The sequence below is a fragment of the Marinimicrobium sp. C2-29 genome (assembly GCF_038419845.1).
Taxonomy (GTDB): domain Bacteria; phylum Pseudomonadota; class Gammaproteobacteria; order Pseudomonadales; family Cellvibrionaceae; genus Marinimicrobium.
Window position 1 is genome coordinate 1 of record NZ_JBCAQT010000004.1, and the last position, 19826, is coordinate 19826.

At 60.4% G+C, this 19826-nt stretch carries 18 protein-coding genes; 5 read left to right on the forward strand and 13 right to left on the reverse strand.

The window, feature by feature from the left end; genetic code table 11:
- Positions 1-248: 248 nt before the first annotated feature.
- A complete protein-coding gene (locus AAE484_RS04895) occupies positions 249-620 on the reverse strand; it encodes a putative zinc-binding protein (protein WP_341937223.1) in 372 nt (123 codons plus the stop codon).
- Positions 621-816: 196 nt separating this feature from the next.
- Here AAE484_RS04895 and AAE484_RS04900 point away from each other — a divergent pair, with 196 nt between their 5' ends.
- Positions 817-2637: a putative bifunctional diguanylate cyclase/phosphodiesterase gene (locus AAE484_RS04900; protein WP_341937224.1), complete on the forward strand. Its 1821-nt coding sequence runs from the start codon at positions 817-819 to the stop codon at positions 2635-2637.
- A 4-nt stretch (positions 2638-2641) separates the two neighbouring features.
- Here the strand turns inward: AAE484_RS04900 and AAE484_RS04905 are convergent, their stop codons facing one another.
- The 4 genes from AAE484_RS04905 to ubiU form a co-directional block, all read right to left on the reverse strand.
- Entirely contained in the window at positions 2642-3304 is a 663-nt protein-coding gene (locus AAE484_RS04905; protein WP_341937225.1) for a TSCPD domain-containing protein, read from the reverse strand.
- A gap of 3 nt (positions 3305-3307) precedes the next feature.
- Positions 3308-6562, reverse strand: a complete 3255-nt coding sequence (locus AAE484_RS04910; protein ID WP_341937226.1) for an LAGLIDADG family homing endonuclease — start codon at positions 6560-6562, stop codon at positions 3308-3310.
- Positions 6563-6636: 74 nt separating this feature from the next.
- A complete protein-coding gene (locus AAE484_RS04915; protein ID WP_341937227.1) occupies positions 6637-7515 on the reverse strand; it encodes a U32 family peptidase in 879 nt (292 codons plus the stop codon).
- On the reverse strand, positions 7515-8510 hold the full coding sequence (ubiU, locus tag AAE484_RS04920) for a ubiquinone anaerobic biosynthesis protein UbiU (RefSeq protein ID WP_341937228.1): 996 nt from the start codon (positions 8508-8510) through the stop codon (positions 7515-7517). Before ubiU ends, AAE484_RS04915 begins: the two co-directional genes overlap by 1 nt.
- Positions 8511-8629: 119 nt before the next feature.
- Between ubiU and ubiT the strand changes: the two genes are divergently transcribed.
- The gene (gene ubiT / locus AAE484_RS04925; RefSeq protein ID WP_341937229.1) at positions 8630-9112 is read left to right on the forward strand and encodes a ubiquinone anaerobic biosynthesis accessory factor UbiT; all 483 of its coding nucleotides are present in this window, start codon (positions 8630-8632) and stop codon (positions 9110-9112) included.
- A gap of 132 nt (positions 9113-9244) precedes the next feature.
- The gene (locus AAE484_RS04930) at positions 9245-9664 is read left to right on the forward strand and encodes a hypothetical protein (protein WP_341937230.1); all 420 of its coding nucleotides are present in this window, start codon (positions 9245-9247) and stop codon (positions 9662-9664) included.
- A gap of 15 nt (positions 9665-9679) precedes the next feature.
- On the opposite strand, the gene AAE484_RS04935 is transcribed toward AAE484_RS04930, so the two are convergent.
- Complete coding sequence (locus AAE484_RS04935) at positions 9680-10180, reverse strand: CBS domain-containing protein (RefSeq protein ID WP_341937231.1); 501 nt, start codon at positions 10178-10180, stop codon at positions 9680-9682.
- 419 nt (positions 10181-10599) lie between these two features.
- On the opposite strand from AAE484_RS04935, the gene AAE484_RS04940 reads away from it, so the two are divergent.
- Both AAE484_RS04940 and AAE484_RS04945 read left to right on the forward strand, forming a co-directional pair.
- Positions 10600-12396 carry an assimilatory sulfite reductase (NADPH) flavoprotein subunit gene (locus tag AAE484_RS04940; protein WP_341937232.1) on the forward strand — a complete coding sequence of 599 codons (1797 nt, stop codon included), beginning with the start codon at positions 10600-10602 and terminating at the stop codon, positions 12394-12396.
- Positions 12396-14099 carry an NADPH-dependent assimilatory sulfite reductase hemoprotein subunit gene (locus AAE484_RS04945; RefSeq protein WP_341937233.1) on the forward strand — a complete coding sequence of 568 codons (1704 nt, stop codon included), beginning with the start codon at positions 12396-12398 and terminating at the stop codon, positions 14097-14099. The genes AAE484_RS04940 and AAE484_RS04945 overlap by 1 nt, the downstream gene beginning before the upstream one ends.
- Positions 14100-14129: 30 nt before the next feature.
- On the opposite strand, the gene AAE484_RS04950 is transcribed toward AAE484_RS04945, so the two are convergent.
- The 7 genes from AAE484_RS04950 to AAE484_RS04980 form a co-directional block, all read right to left on the reverse strand.
- Positions 14130-14351: a hypothetical protein gene (locus tag AAE484_RS04950; protein ID WP_341937234.1), complete on the reverse strand. Its 222-nt coding sequence runs from the start codon at positions 14349-14351 to the stop codon at positions 14130-14132.
- Between the two features lie 98 nt (positions 14352-14449).
- Entirely contained in the window at positions 14450-14662 is a 213-nt protein-coding gene (locus tag AAE484_RS04955; RefSeq protein ID WP_341937235.1) for a DUF3565 domain-containing protein, read from the reverse strand.
- Positions 14663-14673: 11 nt separating this feature from the next.
- Complete coding sequence (locus AAE484_RS04960) at positions 14674-16308, reverse strand: FG-GAP repeat domain-containing protein (RefSeq protein ID WP_341937236.1); 1635 nt, start codon at positions 16306-16308, stop codon at positions 14674-14676.
- 115 nt (positions 16309-16423) lie between these two features.
- Positions 16424-17038: an SCO family protein gene (locus tag AAE484_RS04965; RefSeq protein ID WP_341937237.1), complete on the reverse strand. Its 615-nt coding sequence runs from the start codon at positions 17036-17038 to the stop codon at positions 16424-16426.
- Positions 17035-17802 (reverse strand): formylglycine-generating enzyme family protein, encoded by a 768-nt coding sequence (locus AAE484_RS04970; protein ID WP_341937238.1) that lies wholly within the window; start codon positions 17800-17802, stop codon positions 17035-17037. Before AAE484_RS04970 ends, AAE484_RS04965 begins: the two co-directional genes overlap by 4 nt.
- A gap of 44 nt (positions 17803-17846) precedes the next feature.
- Entirely contained in the window at positions 17847-18989 is a 1143-nt protein-coding gene (locus AAE484_RS04975) for a multicopper oxidase domain-containing protein (RefSeq protein ID WP_341937239.1), read from the reverse strand.
- A 77-nt stretch (positions 18990-19066) separates the two neighbouring features.
- The gene (locus AAE484_RS04980) at positions 19067-19492 is read right to left on the reverse strand and encodes a c-type cytochrome (protein ID WP_341937240.1); all 426 of its coding nucleotides are present in this window, start codon (positions 19490-19492) and stop codon (positions 19067-19069) included.
- Positions 19493-19826 lie beyond the last annotated feature (334 nt).

Sequence of the window (19826 nt, forward strand, 5' to 3'; positions counted from 1 at the left end):
TCCCCTATCTTGGCGCATCGCGACGCCGATTAGGAGGGGAGGAGACCATCTCATCGCCCTACGGTTCTAGTTCCCGGAACGATATGGTGCTGCCGCGGAGGCTGGGTAACCCTTTGTGAGACCGTCGACTGCCTGGACGGCAGGCGATCGAGCCTACAGGGATGTATTTACGGCGTGTCTCACAAAGGGTTACCCAGGCGGAGCACTCCGATACGAAGCCGCCCAACAATTCACCACAAATTCAGGCGCTATTCACCCGTCGCGATAATTCCCAGGTCACCGTAAACGCGACGCAACACCTCGTGATGCTCATGGATCGTGCACCCTTCGCCCTTACGTTTTTTGATGCCCATCTGCGTCAGCTCAAAATGCCATTTAGGGGCCACGCCGTGGCGAGCCAGGGTGTGCTTGACGCAGGCGAGCGCGCAGCCATCGACCGCGCAGATATCCCGCCCCGACTTGGCAACCCTGACCAGACTTTTCACATCGCCACCGACACCGGCAATGCAGGACATCTCCGCGTGCCCCTCCCGGTCCATGACTACCGCCAGATCATTGGCCAGCTGCGCCACATTCGAGCAGCCCGAGCATGAATAAACCAGAGGTTTCTGTTTGTCCACCGCTTAGCACTCCATCCAACCGTATTCAGGAACACTTTACCCGCCCGGTCGACGGCCGCATTGACACAGGTCAAGCGAGCGCCATAACTTGGCGGGGGAAAGCCCTGTTTGGCGGCAAAAGCGGCCTCTGATACGTGATTAAGCGTTTGTTGTCGCCTATACTGACAGAATGGACACGACGGAGGTCAGGACCGACATGAACCACACAGCCTACATCCCGCCAGAGGAACCGGCGCACGAAGAGGAGCGCCTGGAGGAGCTGTATGGCCTGGCACTTCTGGACAGCAAGGCCGAGCGGCGCTTCGACCGCTACACCCAGTTGATTGCGGACCTGTTCGATTTTCCCGTGGTCCTGATCAGCCTGGTGGACCGGGACCGCCAGTGGTTCAAATCCCGGCTTGGCTGGGACCTGGCGGAAGTGCCCCGGGACATCTCCTTCTGTGGCCACGCGCTGAACCAGAGCTCGGTGATGGTGGTGCCCGACGCTCTGGAAGACCCCCGGTTCGCCGGCAACCCCCTGGTCACCGGCGATCCCTACATCCGGTTCTACGCCGGGGCGGTCGTCCACGGCCCCTCCGGGCAGCCACTGGGAACCCTCTGCGTCATCGATCGCCAGCCCCGGCATTTCGATGAGCGACAGTGTGATCAATTGCGCCAGCTTGCCGATCTGGTGGAAAGTGAAATTGCCCACTCTTACGATCTGCAGGCACTGAGAGCCTCGGTCGAATTTACCGCCTACTACGACCCGCTCACCCGACTCCCCAACCGCCGATTGCTCATGGATCGGTTGCATCAGCTACTGGCACTGGCCGACGTCAAATCGCTTCAGGTGACGGTACTGTTGTTCAACATCGCGGGGCTGCGCCTGATCAACCAGAACCTGGGCACCGAGGGCGGCGACGAACTCCTGCGCCAGCTGGGCCAGCGACTGACCAAGCACTGCCCCACGGGCGGCACGGTGGCGCGGCTGCAAGCCGACGAGCTGGTGATGATATTTCCCGTGCGGGAGCCAAAACAGCGGGAGGCGGTCATCCGGCGCATTCACCTTGCGCTCGGCCAGTCCTACACCTGCCGGGGGCGCGACCATTACTTGAGGGTGCAGGTGGGCGCCAGTCTGTTTCCCGACCAGGGCGCCACGGCCGAGCAGTTGATCGAGCAGGCGTCGGCAGCGATTCGGGCCGACCACCAGGGGCAGCCCAGCGCCGTACGCTATTTTTCCCGGGAGCACTCGGAGGCGTTGGCCGAGCGGATAAAAATCGAGTCCTGCCTGCAGAAAGCCCTGATCCGCAACGAGCTCTACCTGCTGTACCAACCGATCATCTCTCTGCAGAGCGGAGAGATGATTGGTGTGGAGGCGCTGCTTCGCTGGGATTGCCCGGAAATGGGCCTGATATCGCCGGACCGTTTCATTCCGATGGCCGAGGAGACCGGACTGATTCTTCCGATCGGGCGCTGGGTGCGCAACGAAGCCTGTCGACAACTGCGCAAGTGGCGCTCGGACCCGGACTGGGACATCCCCATCGCGATCAACGTCTCGCCCGTGGAGCTGGCACGCCCCGAATTCGCCCCGGAACTGCTGCAAAAACTGAACACCGAGCAGCTTCCAGCGGAACTGCTATGGATCGAGATTACCGAGTTCTCGCTGCTGGACGACAACAGTCGCGTCAGGCAGAACCTGGAGACCCTCAAGACCCGCTCCATCAGGGTGAACATCGATGATTTTGGCACCGGGTACTCGTCTCTGTCTTACCTGGGCCGTCTGTCGGTGAACAGCCTGAAGATCGATCGCTCGTTCATTGACGGACTACCAGAGGACACCGGCGGGGCTACGCTGACTCGCACCATCATCAGTATGGCCAACGCTCTGGGGCTGGGTCAGGTCGCCGAAGGCGTGGAGAATCGCCTTCAGCTCGAGTTTTTACGCCTCCACCATTGCCAACTCGGCCAGGGCTATCTCATCTCCCGGCCGGTCGCAGCCGACCAGATACCCGCCCTGCGCGGACGGGCTTTAGTTTAAAACGTTAAGAGCACTTGGACGCGCCACAGTTCAGGCAGGTTTTACAGCCGTCCAGCACAATCACCGCCTTGGTGTGGCATTTCAGGCAGAGTGTTGCGGTCGGGGGAAACTCGCCCGCCTCCCCCTGAATGTTCTGGCGCTGCTCGTACTCCTGCTGCTTTTCCGTCAGCACTTCACGCTGCGCTGGTGACAGCGACTCCTCTTCGATCAGACCGATGGATTTCATGTGGGTCTCAATGGCATCGCCGATCTCCGCCACCAGCGAGGGCATGAACCGGCCGCCGGATTTGAAATACCCACCCTGAGGGTCGAATACGGCCTTGAGCTCCTCGACCAGAAAGGTGACATCGCCCCCCTTCCGGAACACCGCCGAGATCACCCGGGTCAGCGCGACCACCCACTGGAAGTGCTCCAGGTTCTTGGAGTTGATGAAAATCTCAAAGGGCCGACGCACCTCGTGATCGGTGCCCGGATTGAGCACCACATCATTGATGGTGATATAGAGCGCATGGTCCGACAGCGGCGTTTTGATTTTGTACGTTGAACCCTCCAGGGACTCCGGCCGCTCAAACTTTTCGTGCATCCGCTCGATATCGGGGGCCTTTTCCGGCTCCGGCTTTTTGATGGAAAATCCCGTGATTTTCTTGTCGATGACTTTGGCATTCATAGTTTAAAACTTCCCGTAGTAGCCTTCTTTCAGCGCTTCGTACAAATTGGCGGCGTTGTGAATTTCGCCGTCGTACTCGATTTCTTCGTTGCCCTTGAGCTCCAGTTTCTGGCCATCTTCCAGCTCAAACACATAGGTCGTGTTCTCCAGGTCCTGCTCTTTGACCAGCACGCCCTGGAACGCTTCCGGGTTGAAACGGAAAGTGGTACAACCTTTGAGGCCCTTTTCGTAGGCGTAGAGGTAAATATCCTTGAACCGGTCGTAGGCGATTTCGGTGGGCACGTTGATGGTTTTGGAAATCGAAGAGTCGATCCATTTCTGGGCGGCCGCCTGCACGTCCACGTGCTGCTCGGGCGTGATCTGGTCGGACACCACAAAGTAATCCGGCAGACCGGTTTCCCCCGGCTGCGGATAGGGTTTGGCGTTGGGCTCCAGCAACTGCCGATAGCGCAGAAGTTCGTAGGAGAAGACGTCCACTTTTTCCTTGGACTTTTTGCCACTGCGGATCACATTGCGCGCATAGTGGTGAGCGAAACTCGGCTCGATCCCGTTGCTGGCATTGTTGGCCAGCGACAGGGAGATGGTGCCCGTGGGGGCAATCGACGAATGGTGGGTGAAGCGCCCGCCGGTTTCGGCCAGCGCATCCACCAGTGCCGGCTCCTCTTCCGCGATCTGTTGCATATAGCGGCTGTACTGGGTCCAGAGTACCTTGCCGGGCACCCTGTCACCCACCTGGTGCCGCTCGGCCAGCTCTGGCTGTTTGGCCAGCATGATGGGCGTGACTTCGAACATTTCATCCATGATGGGGGCGGGCCCTTTTTCCTTCGCCAGTGCCAGGGCTTCGCGCCAACCGGCCAGCGCCAGTTCTTTGCTCACCTGCTCGGTAAAGGCAACGGAAGCGGGGCTGCCGTAGGGAATGGTGAGCATGGTCAGCGCCGAGCCCAGCCCGAGAAAGCCCATGCCATGCCGGCGCTTACGCTCGATCTCGTGACGTTGCTCGGGCAGGGCCAGGCCGTTGATTTCCACCACGTTGTCCAGCATGCGGGTAAACACCGCCACCAGCGTGCGGAATTTTTCCCAGTCGAACTCGGCGCGCTCGGTAAAGGGGTGTTTGACGCACTGGGTCAGGTTGACCGAGCCGAGCAGGCAACTGCCGTAAGGAGGCAAGGGTTGCTCACCGCAGTTGTGGACGTAGAGGCCATTCGCATCAAAGGCATTGATACCCGGAACCTGGACGTCGTAGACGGTCTGCGTCCCGGCGGCGACAAGATCCTCAACCGTGACCATGAAGCGCTCGCCATTGAGTTTGCGCTTGTAGGCTCCCAATGCGTTTTTCAGACGGGCCAGTTTGTCCGCGTCGGAAAAGCCGACCCGCTCCAGAAAGACCGGCAGGTTATCGCCGGCGATGATCAGTTCATGTTGAGCCGCCGTCGCGTAGTCTTTGCTTGCGCCCCGGCCATCCGGCATCGCCCGATCCATTGCCGGACGGCGGTTCCGGTAGAGGCGGGTGGCGATTCCCAGACGCAACAACATCCGCTGAACGGCCTTGAGGCGCGGCAAGTCGGATTGCGCCAGACGCACACTCACGCCCTTTTCCTGAGATCCCTGCACTGACCCGTCAGCGTCAAAAAAGCCTCTGAGGAAACCGCTGTAAAATTCGCTGGAGCGGGCCTCCAGTGCCGGTGTGATCGACTTGTCTCCCGGCGTCATGCCGAGTGTCTCGGCCAGGTTTTTGATGGCGCCGGTCGCCAGACGATATTCGCCACGACCGGGCACCTCCATCCAGCCCGAAAAGTCCGCCCGGTGAGGCAGTGTCCGGGCACAACGCAGCGCCTCGGCCATCACCGGGTGCGCCTGAGGCGAGTCGCCCACCGCCATCTGCCCGGGCCATACGGACAACACGGCCTTGTCGGACTTCAGGGTGCCATCCCCCACCAGCAGGCCCATCAGATAGCCCTCCTCGCGGCTGCCTTCGCCCGCCCACTCGGGCTTCGCACGGTGGTTGTGTAAGACCACCTGATCGCCCGGGCTTAACTGCTCGGCCGGCACCCACTCGAACTCCTGGGCCCAGCGGTTTTTTCGTGCGACCTTGCGGACTTTGTGATCGCCGGTGAGCGTCACACTGTGCCCTTCCCGGGTGGTCAGCTCGAACACCGGTTTGTCGCCCGTGGCGAAAAAGCCATCCTCCCCGGTCAGGTGATCCTGTCCATCCACCCGGGCGCTGAACGCCTTTCCCAGCAGTTGGTGTACCTGTCGTGGCCCCGCACTGGTGTGCACCCAGGTGTCGGCGGTAACGCAGGGGTTGGTCGCGCGAATATCCTCGCAGAACCAGTTGTTGTTTCGCTGGTTGACGCGGTCGATAAGAATGAAGCCCGGCTCGGCGAAATCGTAGGTGGAGCGCATGATCTGATTCCACAGCTGACGCGCCGGGATTTTTTTGTAGACCTTGCAGGCCACTTCGCCCTGGTCGTTGCGCAGGTACTTCTCGGCCAGATGATCCAGACGGCGCCAGACCACCTGCTCCGGGTTGTCGCGCTCGAGTCCTTCGCGCTCGATGTCTTTCTCCGTGACAGGGAAACTCAGCGGCCAGGTCGCGTCGGACTTCACCGCCTGAATGAAATCATCGGTGATCAGCAGGGACAGATTGAACTGACGCAGCCGGCCGGCCTCGCGCTTGGCGCGCACGAATTCGCTCACATCCGGGTGGTGGACATCGAAGGTGGCCATCTGCGCGCCGCGCCGCCCGCCGGCGGAGGAGATGGTGAAACACATCTTGTCGTAGATATCCATGAACGACAGCGGGCCGGAGGTGTTGGCACCGGCGCCCGCCACGTAGGCGCCTTTGGGGCGCAGGGTGGAGAATTCATAGCCGATGCCGCAGCCGGCCTTCAGGGTCAGGCCCGCCTCAACGTTCTTCTGCAGAATGTCTTCCATGGAATCGTTGATGGTGCCGGACACCGTACAGTTGATGGTCGAGGTGGCGGGCTTGTAGGCCTGCGCCCCGGCGTTGGAGATGATGCGCCCGGCGGGAATGGCACCGTTCTGCAGCGCCCAGAGAAACTGCTCGCGCCAGTGCGCCTTGCGCTTGGGTTCAATATCGGCCAACGCCTCGGCGACTCGCGCCCAGGTGGCATCGATGGTCTGGTCCACCGGCTGGTCCTGATGATCCTTCAGACGGTACTTCTGGTCCCAGATGTCCTGGGACGCCGGCTGAAGCTCGACGGCGGGTTCGGTGATGTCCTTGGGTTGCTCTGTCATTCGTCAGCCTCTACTCGTTGGTTCTGCAAAATTACAATAAACCGGGCGGGAGGCTCTTTTAAAGAGCCTGCCCTCTAAGAAACCTGCACAATACCGGCCATTTTGTGCCAGTAGCCGTTCACATCCTCCGGGCCGCGGCCGGCGGCGGGCTCGCCCCGGTCGGCGGCGCGAAAACGATCCAGCCAGTCGAGCGTCCCCTCGGGCTCCGGACTGAGCCGGACCACATCCACCAGCCCCTTCATGCCCGGCAGGTCGTTGATCAGGTTATAGCGGTCACCGGACTGGGTCTGAATCCCATTGAGCACAAACAACCGCTCACCTTCCTGATTGTAGACCGGCCGGCCCGAGGGGTATTTGATGCAGCACAAATCACACTGATCTTTTGCCCGATTTTCCGAGCGGGCGGTAAAACAGCGCGCCGACCAGGCCAGCGGCAAATGCCCGAAGGCGAAGACTTCGACCTCAAAGCTCCCGCGGATATCCTCGATATCCGGGTGGCCCAGAACCTGGGACAGCCACTCCCGGGACAGTTCCACCGGCATCAACCAGCGCTGCATGCCGAACTGCACCAGTTGCCGCAGGGCCTGGGGGTTGTAGCAGTTGATCGCCGCACCCGCGACGAAGGGCAGGCCGGCTTCGCGCAGCAGGCCCACAGCTCCCATGTCGTTCGCTTCGATGACAAAATCGCCGTTATCGCAATAGCGGCGCAGTTCGCGCAAGTCTGCCGGAGATTCCAGCAAGGTCATGGTGGAGAGCACCACCTCCTTGCCCGCTTCGCGCAGCATGTGCGCCTGATTCAGGTAATCGTCCAGCCGCAGCTCGCGGCGCTTGGGGCACACGGTCTCGCCCAGATAGACGATGTCAGCGACCGATCGCGCCACCTGCTCGTAAAAGCGCTGCACCTGCTCTTTGGGCCAGAAGTATAAAATTGGCCCGACACTCACTTTTAACATTAACGCCAACTCCTGTGATAGGCCCCGATGGTGGTCTGATGGCCCTCGGACAGGCCCGCCAGGGTGTCATCCCAGTCCTGAAGGACCCGGTAGCGCTCCGGATCCTTCAGCAGCCGGTCGATTGCCTGGCGCCACACCCGCGTGACCTGCCCCACGTAGGCGGGGCTGCGCTGGCGGCCCTCGATCTTCACCGCCTTGATGCCGTTCTGGTACAGTTCGGGCAACAGGTTCAGGGTATTGAGGCTAGTGGGCTCCTCCAGCGCGTGATAGCGCTCTCCCTCCACCTCAAAGCGGCCCTTGCACAGGGTGGGATAACCGGCATTTTCACCACCGGAAAACCGGTCGATCAGATAGCCATTCAGGCGGGACTCCAGCACCCCCCGTTTTTCTTCCCAACGCACAAATTTGGCCGGCGAGCAGGCGCCGGAATTGTTAGGGGACTCCCCGGTCATGTAGGAACTCAGATAACAGCGCCCTTCGGCCATGATGCACAGGCTGCCAAAAGCGAACACTTCCAGCTCGGTGCTCACCGTGTGTGCCAGCGCTGAGACCTGCTGCATGGACAACACCCTGGGTAACACCACCCGGGTGACTCGGTAGGTCTGACGATAGAATTCTATCGCGGCGGCATTGGTGGCCGATGCCTGGACTGACAGGTGCCGCTCCACCTCCGGGTAACGCTCGGCGGCGTAGGCCAGCACCGCCATATCAGCCAGAATCAGCACGTCCGTACCGGCCTTGACCGCCTCGTCCACCGCCACCTGCCAGCTCTCCCAGTCATTGGGGTGGGCGAACGTATTGATCGCCACGTGCAATCGCCGGCCTTGACGGTGGGTTTCCCGGGCTGCGTCCTGAAGGCCTCGCGAGTCAAGGTTGAGCCCGGCAAAGTGCCGGGCGTTGGTATCGCCACGCAAACCGACGTAAATGGCATCGGCCCCCTCTTTCAGGGCCGTCTTCAACGCAGGCAGACTGCCCGCCGGGCACAATAATTCCACAGTTTTCTGTCTCTTGGGTTGGTTTATCCGTTCACTTGAAAAGCATCCTCTACCCACTAAGGGCGAGTGGCGCGCTTCGCGGGCTTTGATAGCATTGCCCGCTCAGGAGGTATTTCACTATGGTTGCCATTCACTCCCGCTCCGGGGTTTCATCCTCGCTCGCCGGCCGCGTTCCCGCTCTGGTCCGCCTGAGCACTCATCTGCTTCCCTCTGTTTTGCGACAGCAGGCTCTGTCGGGCGGCCTGAATACCGCCTTCAACCAGCCGGTCCACCGGGGGGAGCTGGACTTCATGCGCGGTCGTTGTGTCCGTATCAGGGTGTCGGACATTGACCTGGATTTCTCCGTCACTCTGCTGGGCCAGCGGTTATTCGTCTCGATGAACCCCGTCGACCCCGACGTCACTTTCCGCGCCGAACTGCGCGATCTGCTGAGCGTCATTGCGGGCCAGACTGATCCCGACACCCTGTTTTTCCGTCGCAGACTCGCCATTGAGGGAAACACCGAACTGGGACTGGCACTGAAAAATTTTCTGGACAGCCAGGACCCCGAGCAGTTGATACCCGCACCGGCCTACCGGCTGGTGACCTATCTATCGGCTTAGCCTACTGGCCGGGCCGCGGTTCCGATATTCCCACAAGGGCCTACCCATTTCGGGGAATGCCAGGGCGCCCACAAAGTGTGCACAATGAGTCGCTGAAGATCATTGCCCCCAATTCCGGACAAGAGTGCCATCATGTCAACCTTCGAACTCGATCACTTTGATGATTTTCTGGCCATTGCCAACCAACAGAGTGAACCGCAGAAACTGCTCTTGGTATTGACCAGACGCGAGCTGCCCCAGGGGCATACCGACGAACAGGCGGAAGTTTTTGAGAGGGGAGGCGGTGGCCACCTGGCGCCCCTGGCGGGTATCGACAAGCAGCCATCTGAGTTGTCAGGTTTCGCGGCTTTCGAGCAGGAGGCAGCGCAGTTGGGTGAAGACTGGGACGCGGTGTTTGTGGCGGCGCTACCCGGCAGCCAGGGGAAACTGCCAACACCCAAGGCGGTAGATGATGGCATTGAGAGAGTGATTCACGCCATCCGCAGTGGCATGGTCAATCAGTTTCTGGTCTTCGATCGCCAGGGCGTGCCGCTTCAGCTCAGTCACGGCTGATCGATTCGCGCAGGCTCAGGCGTACTCCAACCGCTCGTGAAGGGCCTGCAGAGCGTCCATGGCGGTGATGACACCCGTGATTTTGTTATTCTCGGTAACGAACACCCGATGGATATGGTGTCCGACCAGTGTCGCCACGACTGCCTTCAGCTCGGCACCCTCCTCCACCGTAATGACTTCGGGCACCATGATCTGGTGCACGGTACAGTTGCGATCGGCGGTTTTTACCCAGGCTCGCAGGTCCGTCTCGTTAATCTCCTGCCCGCAACTGTCACGGTAGAGATTGCGCAGCGCATCACCGCGCTGCTCTTCATCCATGGTGTTGAACCGCACGATGTCACTGACGCTGACAACGCCCACTAGTTCGTGATCCGAGGCGATCACCGGCGCGGCGGAAATCTGCCGGTGAATGAAGAACTCCGCCAGCCGATGAATGGTCCAGCCTTCATAAGCGGTCAGCAGATCGCCGTGCATGATGTCGCGCGCCTGCAGGCCCGCCAGTGATGAGAGGGTCATAAGGGTTTCTCCGGTTACTGGGTAAACGCCCGCTCCCGGGCTTGTCAGGGTCAGAGTTTGCAAATCCAGTGCCACTACCGCAGAGGCGCTCCAGGCCAGTATTCGCCCCATTGTCGCGCACTGGACCGAAATAATGACGCGCCAACTTGGTGCGCGTATTCAACTAAAGCAGAATAACGAACATCTTTGGTGCACAGAAATTCGCGGTAATCGCGCTTTCAGACGAGGGTAGCACCGCCCTATCCAGCCGACACGGCTGATAAAGCCATAGCGTCACGTTCTTTGCTTAGACAACATCCGTCTAAAAAGAGCGACAACTATTGCTTGAGTTTTTGCTAGCGTGACCTATGTCAGTAACACCATGTAAGTAACACCATGTAAGTAACACCGTTCACCGACCAACAGGGAACCCGAATTTGATGACCGCATCTTTGCCTCCTTCACCCCTGAGCGACGCCCAGCGCCAGCAGGTCGACGCTCTGGTGCGAGAGCTCAATGGACAGCAACTGGACTGGGTCCAGGGCTATCTGGCCGGTTACCGGGCCGCCCTGCAGTCCGGGGGCGAAGCGCCGTCGGTCTCGCAGCCGCAGGGTGCCGGGCTGACGGTCCTGTTCGGCTCCCAGACCGGCAACGCCGAGACCCTGGCCGAGCGGCTCACCGAGCAGGCGCGCGCCAAGGGGCTGGAGGTGGAATGCTTCGACATGGACAACTTCCCCACCCGTCGTCTGAAGAAAGAGCAGCGCCTGGCGATCATCACCTCGACCCACGGCGAGGGCGATCCGCCGGACAATGCGCTGGGGCTGCACGAATATCTGCACGGGCGCAAAGCCCCCAAGCTGGGCCAGCTCAAGTACGCCGTGCTGGCGCTGGGGGACTCGAGCTACGAATACTTCTGCCAGACCGGCATCGACTTCGACACGCGCCTGGCCGAGCTGGGAGGCGAGCGCCTGATCGAGCGGGTGGACTGCGACGAGGATTTCGATGAAGCCGCGGATCAATGGATCGCCTCGCTGCTGGACAAGCTCAGCGCCGAGCAGCCGACGGCCGGAGCCGAGCACGCCCCGATCACCGTCGCTTCGGTCACGCAGGGACAAGAGAGCCGCTACGATCGAAAACACCCCTTCACGGCACCGATGCTGGACCGGGTGACACTCAACGGTCGGGGCTCCAGTAAAGCCGTACACCATATCGAACTCTCACTGGAAGAGTCCGGGCTGAACTACACCCCGGGTGACTCACTGGGCGTTTATGTGCAGAACGACCCGGCGCTGGTTGGGCGGGTACTGGAACACACGGGATTTGGAGGCGAGGAAACGGTCACACTGAAAGACGAGTCCGTTCGTCTCGACCAGGCGCTGCAGCATCACCTGGAGCTGACCCGGCTGACGCCACCGACAGTGCAACACTGGGCCAAACTGAGCGAGTCGTCCGAGCTCAACACGCTGGTCGATAACAAGCGCGAACTGATTCAGTGGCTGCACGGACGCGACCTGCTGGATCTTTTGCAGGCCTACCCGGTCGACGGGCTGGACGCGCAGGCGCTGGTGGACCAGCTGCGCCGGTTGCCTCCACGGCTCTACTCCATCGCCTCCAGCCAGGCCGCGGTGGACGATGAGGTACACCTGACCGTGGCCGCCGTGCGCTACGAGCAGCGCGGCAGAGAGCGCGAAGGCGTGGGCTCCACCTGGCTGGCCGACCGGCTCGCACTGGACGAGACTGCTCCGGTGTTCATTGACCCCAACAAAAATTTTCGCCTGCCCCAGGACGGCGACACACCGATCATCATGATCGGCCCCGGCACGGGCATCGCGCCCTTCCGGGCCTTCATGCAGGAGCGCGAAGCACTCGAACAGGCGGGCAAGAACTGGCTGTTCTTCGGCGACCGGAATTTTCGCACCGACTTTCTCTACCAGCGCGAGTGGCTGCAATGGCGCAAACAGGGGCTGCTCAGCCGACTGGATGTGGCCTTCTCCCGCGACGGGCCGGAGAAAGTCTATGTACAACACCGGCTGCGCGAAGCCGGCGCCGAACTCTGGCGCTGGCTGGAAGACGGCGCGCACATTTACGTGTGCGGTGATGCCAACGCCATGGCCCCCGATGTGCACGAGGCGCTGATTGACGTGGCCAGCACCCACGGCCGCAAAAGCCGCGAAAACGCCGAGCAATACCTGCGCGATATGACGCGGGACAAACGCTACCAACGGGACGTGTACTGATGAGTGATTCACTACCAGAAGCCGAACAGATCAAACGCGAGAGTCGTTACCTGCGGGGCAGTCTGCGCGAGTCGCTGGCCGATAAGGCCACGGGTGCGCTGCGCGAAGACGACACACACCTGAGCAAGTTCCACGGTCTCTACCAACAGGATGACCGGGACCTGCGCGAGGAGCGACGCCAACAGAAGCTCGAGCCGCATTTTCAGTTCATGCTGCGGCTGCGTTTGCCCGGCGGCATGCTGACACCCAATCAATGGCTGGGACTCGACGAGGTGGCCGAGCACTTCGCCGATGGCAGTCTGCGCCTGACCACCCGACAGACCTTTCAGTTTCACCGGGTGTTCAAGGAAAACCTGGCGCCCCTGATTCAGCATCTGGACGGGCTGGGGCTGGACAGTCGCGGCGCCTGCGGCGATGTCAATCGCAACGTGGTGACCAACGTCAATCCACACCTCTCCGCCAGTCATCAGACGGTGTATGAGACCGCCGTTCAGATCAGCGAACGTTTGAAGTGGCGCTCAGCGGCCTACGAGGAGGTCTGGTTGAATCAGCCGGAAAAACAGACCGACGAGGAAGAGGAGCCTTTCTACAGCTACCTTTATCTGCCCCGCAAATTCAAGGTGGCCATTGCCCTGCCGCCCCACAACGATTGCGATGTGCTGGCCAATGACATTGGCCTGATCGCCATCGAGGAGAAGGGCGAGATCGCCGGCTACAACATCGCCGTGGGCGGCGGTCTGGGTATGACCTACGGCGACCGGGACACTTATCCGCGCCTGGCCACTCCGGTGGGCTTTGTGCCCGCCGATCGAGTGGTGGACGCCTGCGAGGCCATCGTCGCCATCCAGCGCGATCACGGCTGTCGGACCAACCGGGCCCACGCGCGCTTCAAGTACACCCTGGACGACTACGGGCTGGACTGGTTCAGGGAGCAATTTGCCGAGGTCCACGGCCAACCGCTGGAAGCGGTGCGCGACTATACGCTAACCGACAGCGGCGACCGCTTTGGCTGGACGGAGGATGACGAAGGGTTCCATCATCTCACCCTGTGCATTCCCAGCGGCCGCATCCGGGACTTCGAACAGCTGAAGCTGCGCACGGCGCTGCGTACCATCGCCAAGATTCACTCGGGCGAGTTCCGGATTACCTGCAACCAGAATCTGATCATTGCCCGGGTCAACAAAAAGGAGCGCTCGGCCATCCAGAAACTGGTGGATCACTACGGGCTGGACGATGGCAGCCGAAGCACACCGCTCGCGCGCAACGCCATGTCCTGTGTGGCCTTTCCCACCTGCGGGCTGGCCATGGCCGAATCGGAACGCTACCTGCCGGAGCTGACGGGGAAAATTCATACGCTGATGGAAGAGGTGGGTATCGGACAGGAGGCCATCCAGCTGCGCGTCACTGGTTGCCCCAATGGTTGCGCCCGACCCTATCTGGGGGAGATCGCCCTGACCGGTAAAGGTCCCGGCAAATACAACTTGTATCTGGGCGCCGATACCGGAGGCAACCGATTGAACCGGCTGTACCGGGAAAACATCGATGAGCCGCAGATTCTCGCCGAGCTCAAACCGCTGTTCGAGCGCTACGCGCGGGAGCGAGAATCCGCTAAGGGCTTTGGCGACTTCCTGTATCAATCCGGCATCCTGAGCGCCAACACGGGCCCGAACGATTTCCACGAACCGCTGATTGCCCGCAGCTGAGATTAGCGCCTGGTGGTGCCACCTGAGCCGCTAGTTTACCGGGCGCCCCAATTGCTTGAGCGCCACCAGGCGGGTGATGTAGCTGATTTTGAGCACAGTGGCGAAGGGAATCAGACTGAAGTGAGCGGCGATCTGCAGCGTCAGGCTTAGCCCCTGGTAGAACCAGTAGCCCAGGGCCACCGCGCCAAGGGTGAGCACGACGCTGGCCAGCATGCCGAAATGGGCCAGTTGAAGCAGTTTCTCCGGTTGCATGGGTTACCTCCAGGCAGAAACGGTGCATTTAAGATATATTATAAATGCATCTTTATGAATTGCAACCCCACTCGTTCATCACCCAAAGACCACTACTTCTACCGGACGGGATTATCCCGCGGCTCGTCACGATCGCACTTTTTGCAGTTCAGCCGCTCGCCCAGCATGGCCGTACGCCCCATTTCGGTGGTCACCCAGGGGCGCTCGACCCAGGGCGGCTTGTGGCGCACATGCTGGTTGTGACCACATTCGAGTTCGGCCACCCAATGATCTTCTTCGTCCCTGTGGTAATCGACAATCGGCTGTTGCATGGGCTGTCAGGTCATGAGTCTTGATTGTTGATAAACAGCAGCAGGCGGTCACTCTCGCCACGCTGGTCGGCTTTCATTTTGCCCGTATCCACCGACGGCACACCGTCTTTGACGCTCATAAACTCCTTGAGAATATCCATGCGAAAGGCGCCGGTCACGATATCCAGGCGACCGTTGCCGGTGACATCCACCAACTCCAGCGGCACAACGCCGCGATACTGATCGCTGATCGGGCGGGGGCGAAACTGCAGGTCGCCGGTGTTCTCAAACCAGACCAGTGACTGGCGCCGTTCGTCATCCCAGTAATTGGTCCAGCTGCTGACCACAAGATCCGGATCGCCATCGCCATCCATATCCCCGACCGCGACATTGGCGGCGCCGTAAAACCGGCCGATATCGTGAGCGGCAAACTCCATATTGCCCTTGTTCTCCAGCCACTGAACACCGTGGTAGGGTTTGGGGTCGGTCTGGGTATCGAAGGCGTCGCCGTTGGTGAAGATGATATCGGGTCGCCCATCACGATTCAGATCTTCCACGATCATGCTGGTGGCCCCGAACATGGGGTGGCCCGCGTCCAGAATATCCACCCGTTCAAACGCCCCTTTGCCCTGATTGATGAAGGCAATGAGGGTTTCGTGCTCCTGGGCCACGAGGGTGACCAGGTCCATTTTTCCGTCCCCGTTCAGGTCCACCGGGGTCAGGTTCAGAGCACCACTCAAGCCGAGCAGTGGCCGCTTCTGGTAATCTCCGCTTCCCTGATTTTCCAACCAGAATACCTCACCCACGTCGCCGCCACCAAAGACGGCCACCGCCAGATCCAGGTCGCCGTCGTCATCGAGGTCCAGTGCCTGGATATCGGTCACACGGCCCAGTTGATGCATCAGCAGCTTTTTCTCATAATCGCCCTCGGCGTTCTGCTCCAGCAGGAAGAGTTTTCCCGCCAGCACACCACTGGGGGCAATGTCCCCCAGGTCCGCGACGAGAATATCCTCGCGACCGTTACCATTGAAATCCACCACCCGCGCCTTGATGGGCAGCGCGATCTCAGCCAGAACCTTTTCCTTCCAGGCCGGTGACTCGCCACCCTCTGTCTGCAACAGTCGCAACTCGCCGCGCTCACCATCGCTTACCAGGAAATTCAGGTCGTACTCGCTATCGACGAGCTCCACTCGCTGAATATCGAGAATCTGCGGGATGCTGGATCCGGGGCCGATCGTTGCGGCGTTCCACTCGAGGCTCGGGTGGGGCTGGTCGATGTAGGGCAGGCTCGCCAGTTCTTCGGGACTGGAGCCATAGTACAGTGCCTTGATATGCGGAACGGCTTCGGCCGGAATCACATCCTGCCCGGTGCGATTCTTCGCCAGCTCCACCATGGAGTCGATGACTCTAGGCCAACTGTGCCGGGGCAGTAGTGAAGGGGAAGGCAGGTGGTGGCAGCCCCCGCAATAACGCTGGGTCAGTTCAACCACCTCCTGACGGGACTTGCCTTCGCGGGGAGAGCTCTCCTGGGCGAGGGACGGAGCGGCCGCCATCGCGAGCACGAGGCACCCGATTTGGAAGCCTGCCAGCGAGGCCTTGATTCGCGGCGCCTTCAGGCCCTTCGCGCTCGGCACCGCCGAGCGTAATCGAGTCAGTATTACCATCATGATTCCCCTACCCTTGCACCACCCAGTGAGCCACCGGGAGCCGTGCCCGACGGTTCATTATCATTGTGGTGCCCAGTGTACACCAGGCAGGGAAAAACCGATAAATGCCCCCGCTTTATCGGAAGTGGCCGAGCGCACCTGCGGCGGGCTGGTTCAACCCTTCCAGGCGATGCACCAACTCACCCTCGGGGCTGAGCACCGCCACCAGGTTGCTGTGGTCATAGCCGCCCTGCGGATTTTTCCGGTAGCGCACCCCAAGCAGAGCGGCGAGCGTACGCACATCCGAGGCGGAAGCGGTGGCGAAATGCCACTCGGGCCCAACAGCGCCGACACCCTCGGCATACCGCTGCAATCGCTCGGGAGTGTCCCGCTCGCTGTCAAAACTGACCACCAACAAATCGGTTCTCTCCCGCCGCTCGGCGTCGAGCGCCTGATACACTCGGCGCACATCCTGAACCAGTACCGGGCAGGCGGTATTGCAGCTGGCATAAATCATGGTGACGATCACATTCCGGCCCGCGAGATCTCCCAAGGTCAACGCCTCGCCCCGATGGGTCTGCCACTGAATATCGAGCTGGTGCAGCGACTCACCCGACACTCCACTGGCCATGGGCAGGGGCGTTTGCGTGTGATGATGGCCATGATGATCACCCTGAGGGTGGTCGGCCGCCATGCTCCAGGCACTCAGAGCCCAGAGTGCCAACAGGGTACTGAATCGACATTTGTTCATGGATTATTGCCTTCTATCGGGTAAGCGCAGCGAAACCCCTGATTACTGGCGGTGGTCTCCGGGGTGTAGTTGCTGCGCGATTGGTAACGTAAAAGGGTGGCGTAATGGGCGCTGTCATACCGGGCCATCAGTCGGCCGGTATCCCCACAGGAGCCGCCCCCCAGATCGATTTTCTCGCCATTGCTCAGCAGCAGCTGGTAATCCTCCAGCCACTCGTTGACCGGGCCGATAAAACCGGTCAAACCATGCACGGGATCTTCATAATGCACGGAGCGCTGTTCGCCGTACCAGGCAAACACCGCATTGGCATAGGCCTGATCACTCATATTGCTGTTAGTGCGCAGCAAGTGAACCAGATACTCCCACTGAACCAGCGTCGGTAGCGCACCGCCCCGGGCCTCGCAATAGGCGCGCGCCGCGAACCAGGGTACCTGCACGACGGGTTCGTCACCTTCGCCGTTGGGCGTCAGGTCAGAATGCCATTGGCGCAGGTAATGTCCATCGTGAAAGAGATCGGCCACCGCCGAGCGCCGCCATTGCGGGTACCGCTCGACAAACTCGGCATAAGCGGCCCGGTTGACCGGATGCGGGTCAACGCGAAAGGCATCGACCCACTCGGTTTGAACTTCCCGATCCAGCAATACAGGGTGGACGAAAGTGCCGGCAGGGACCTCGACGGGGCCTTCCGCACCCACCCAGGCGCTCCCGACCATGAGCAGACCCACCAGCGCGATTCTGAGTTTGACGCCCGCTGATCCGTTCATGGTAAGACCTCGTCGAATTTAGTGTTGCGAGTGGATGGCCAGGCTCACTTGGCTTCGCGCGGGCCGGCAATCAAGGCACCGGCCGCACCGCGTTCGGCGTCGTGAAATTCGTGATCGACCAGTTTGTAGACACCTTCCTCGGGCACAATGAATTCCACCACCGCGCCGTTACTGGCACCCAAAAGAACGGTCTGCATACCCCGCCACTCGTTCTCCAGGTTGCCCTCGTACCACACGCGGTCAAAAATCGCGCCGATGACGTGAAAGCTGGAGGTGCCATTGGGGCCGGCATTCAGCACGTAGAGGCGTACGCGATCGCCTTTGTTCGCCCGCAGAGGTTGGTCCATCAGTGCGGAGACGTGGCCGTTAAAAGTGACATGACTCGGATTGTTGGCCATGGCCGCCTGGTGATCGTAAATATGGGAATCACCCGCCTTCTGCAGATAGAACTCCGACTGGGTAATCACATACTCGTGATCGGCCTCGGTGGGATAACCCTCTTTGGGAGACACCACCACGGCGCCATACTGCCCCATGGCGGTGTGCATCAGCACACTGGAGGTACCGCAGTGATACATATAAACGCCGGGATAGTTCGCAACCCACTCAAACCGGATGGTCTCTCCCGGAGCGATACTGCGCCACTTGTCATCGGCGGCCACGGTGCCGCTGTGAAAGTCCATGGAGTGCGGCATGGGCGAGATCGCCGGCTCGGGCTTCTGGTAGGGGTTGGCCGCCAACTGATGGTAGAAAGGCGCCGGCCCCTTGCCGGGTTCGGTGATCACGACCGGTTCGTCCGAGCGGTTTTTCATGGTAAAGATCACCCGGTCGCCTTCTCGTACATGGAGCACTGGCCCCGGCACCGTGCCACCAAAAGTCCAGGCGTTATAGCTTACGCCAGGAGCCACCTCCACTTTCTGGGAAAAGGTATCCAGACGCACCTCGTGGGTGCGGTTTCCTTTGTAATCCAGCTTGGCCAAATGGGGGGAGGCGGTCATATACTCGCCCACAACCGCATCGCCCTGATAGTCTTCCCGGTACACTTCAGCGGTCGGCATGCCATAGAGCTTGCCATCCACCGAAAACTCCCCGGCGTCATCCACGACGGTTTGCTGCGAACAACCGGCCAACCACAAGGCCGAAGCCACACCCGCGCCCAACACTACTGATTTCATGACTGTTTTCATCGCTTTACTCTCTTTTCCAGAGGAACCACATTTACCAAAAGGATCCGTTTCTAAACGGGACCATCAATTTCAATTCGCTAGCGCAGGGCCTGAACGGAGGCTTCTGAGATCGGCCCGTCTTCACCATTCAGATCCGACAGAATGTAGGCCACCAGATCCACTATCTTCTGGTTGTCGATATGGGCCATGGCTGGCATATGGCCGCTGTAGTGATCACCGTTCACCTCCAGCGGCCCGGACACGCCTTTGATGATCACCTCGGCCAGATACTCGGGATTGCCGGCGATGTTGGGGTTGTCTGCCAGTGGGGGAAAAGCGCCCTTGATACCCGCCCCGCCGGGCTGGTGACACGCCTGACAGTTCTGCTGGTAAACGGCTTTGCCATTAGTGGGGTCAGCGGCCCAGGCGGTCACCGCCAACATCGCGCCGATGCCGCCGAGCAGCAATTGCCGAAGCAGCCTGGAAGCAGAACGAAAGAAAGGCCCTGGGGGTTCACGGTTCATAAAACACCTCTTGTCAAAATAGCGAGAAAGGCAAAGAAAGGCGTGGATAAGCCACGGCTCCACCGCTTTCGAGCGGCCAAAAAAAAGCCCGAAGATGAACACATCTTCGGGCCTGCTTAGAAGGGACTCAGCATCGGCGTGAATTACAGCGCTACTCCATGGCTTACCATCGGGATAGGCATAAGTTCTGGCACAATGGTTCATACGCACCTCAGTCTGTTACGGGGCGAGGCACGGTTGTTACAATCTCACCCACAGCTTCATATAAACAGAAATAATTGCGCCAGGACATTCCCACAAAGTAGCTACTCCTGTGGGTATAGGCTCATACCCA

What these genes read in the sequence shown, in the direction of transcription:
- AAE484_RS04965 (WP_341937237.1), bottom strand. Translation starts at nt 17,038, where the DNA reads ATGAACAAATGTCGATTCAGTACCCTGTTGGCACTCTGGGCTCTGAGT.
- AAE484_RS04940 (WP_341937232.1), top strand. Translation starts at nt 10,600, where the DNA reads ATGACCGCATCTTTGCCTCCTTCACCCCTGAGCGACGCCCAGCGCCAG.
- AAE484_RS04905 (WP_341937225.1), bottom strand. Translation starts at nt 3,304, where the DNA reads ATGAATGCCAAAGTCATCGACAAGAAAATCACGGGATTTTCCATCAAA.
- ubiT (WP_341937229.1), top strand. Translation starts at nt 8,630, where the DNA reads ATGGTTGCCATTCACTCCCGCTCCGGGGTTTCATCCTCGCTCGCCGGC.
- AAE484_RS04955 (WP_341937235.1), bottom strand. Translation starts at nt 14,662, where the DNA reads ATGCAACAGCCGATTGTCGATTACCACAGGGACGAAGAAGATCATTGG.
- AAE484_RS04910 (WP_341937226.1), bottom strand. Translation starts at nt 6,562, where the DNA reads ATGACAGAGCAACCCAAGGACATCACCGAACCCGCCGTCGAGCTTCAG.
- AAE484_RS04930 (WP_341937230.1), top strand. Translation starts at nt 9,245, where the DNA reads ATGTCAACCTTCGAACTCGATCACTTTGATGATTTTCTGGCCATTGCC.
- AAE484_RS04900 (WP_341937224.1), top strand. Translation starts at nt 817, where the DNA reads ATGAACCACACAGCCTACATCCCGCCAGAGGAACCGGCGCACGAAGAG.
- AAE484_RS04935 (WP_341937231.1), bottom strand. Translation starts at nt 10,180, where the DNA reads ATGACCCTCTCATCACTGGCGGGCCTGCAGGCGCGCGACATCATGCAC.
- AAE484_RS04950 (WP_341937234.1), bottom strand. Translation starts at nt 14,351, where the DNA reads ATGCAACCGGAGAAACTGCTTCAACTGGCCCATTTCGGCATGCTGGCC.
- AAE484_RS04945 (WP_341937233.1), top strand. Translation starts at nt 12,396, where the DNA reads ATGAGTGATTCACTACCAGAAGCCGAACAGATCAAACGCGAGAGTCGT.
- AAE484_RS04980 (WP_341937240.1), bottom strand. Translation starts at nt 19,492, where the DNA reads ATGAACCGTGAACCCCCAGGGCCTTTCTTTCGTTCTGCTTCCAGGCTG.
- AAE484_RS04960 (WP_341937236.1), bottom strand. Translation starts at nt 16,308, where the DNA reads ATGATGGTAATACTGACTCGATTACGCTCGGCGGTGCCGAGCGCGAAG.
- AAE484_RS04970 (WP_341937238.1), bottom strand. Translation starts at nt 17,802, where the DNA reads ATGAACGGATCAGCGGGCGTCAAACTCAGAATCGCGCTGGTGGGTCTG.
- AAE484_RS04975 (WP_341937239.1), bottom strand. Translation starts at nt 18,989, where the DNA reads ATGAAAACAGTCATGAAATCAGTAGTGTTGGGCGCGGGTGTGGCTTCG.
- AAE484_RS04915 (WP_341937227.1), bottom strand. Translation starts at nt 7,515, where the DNA reads ATGTTAAAAGTGAGTGTCGGGCCAATTTTATACTTCTGGCCCAAAGAG.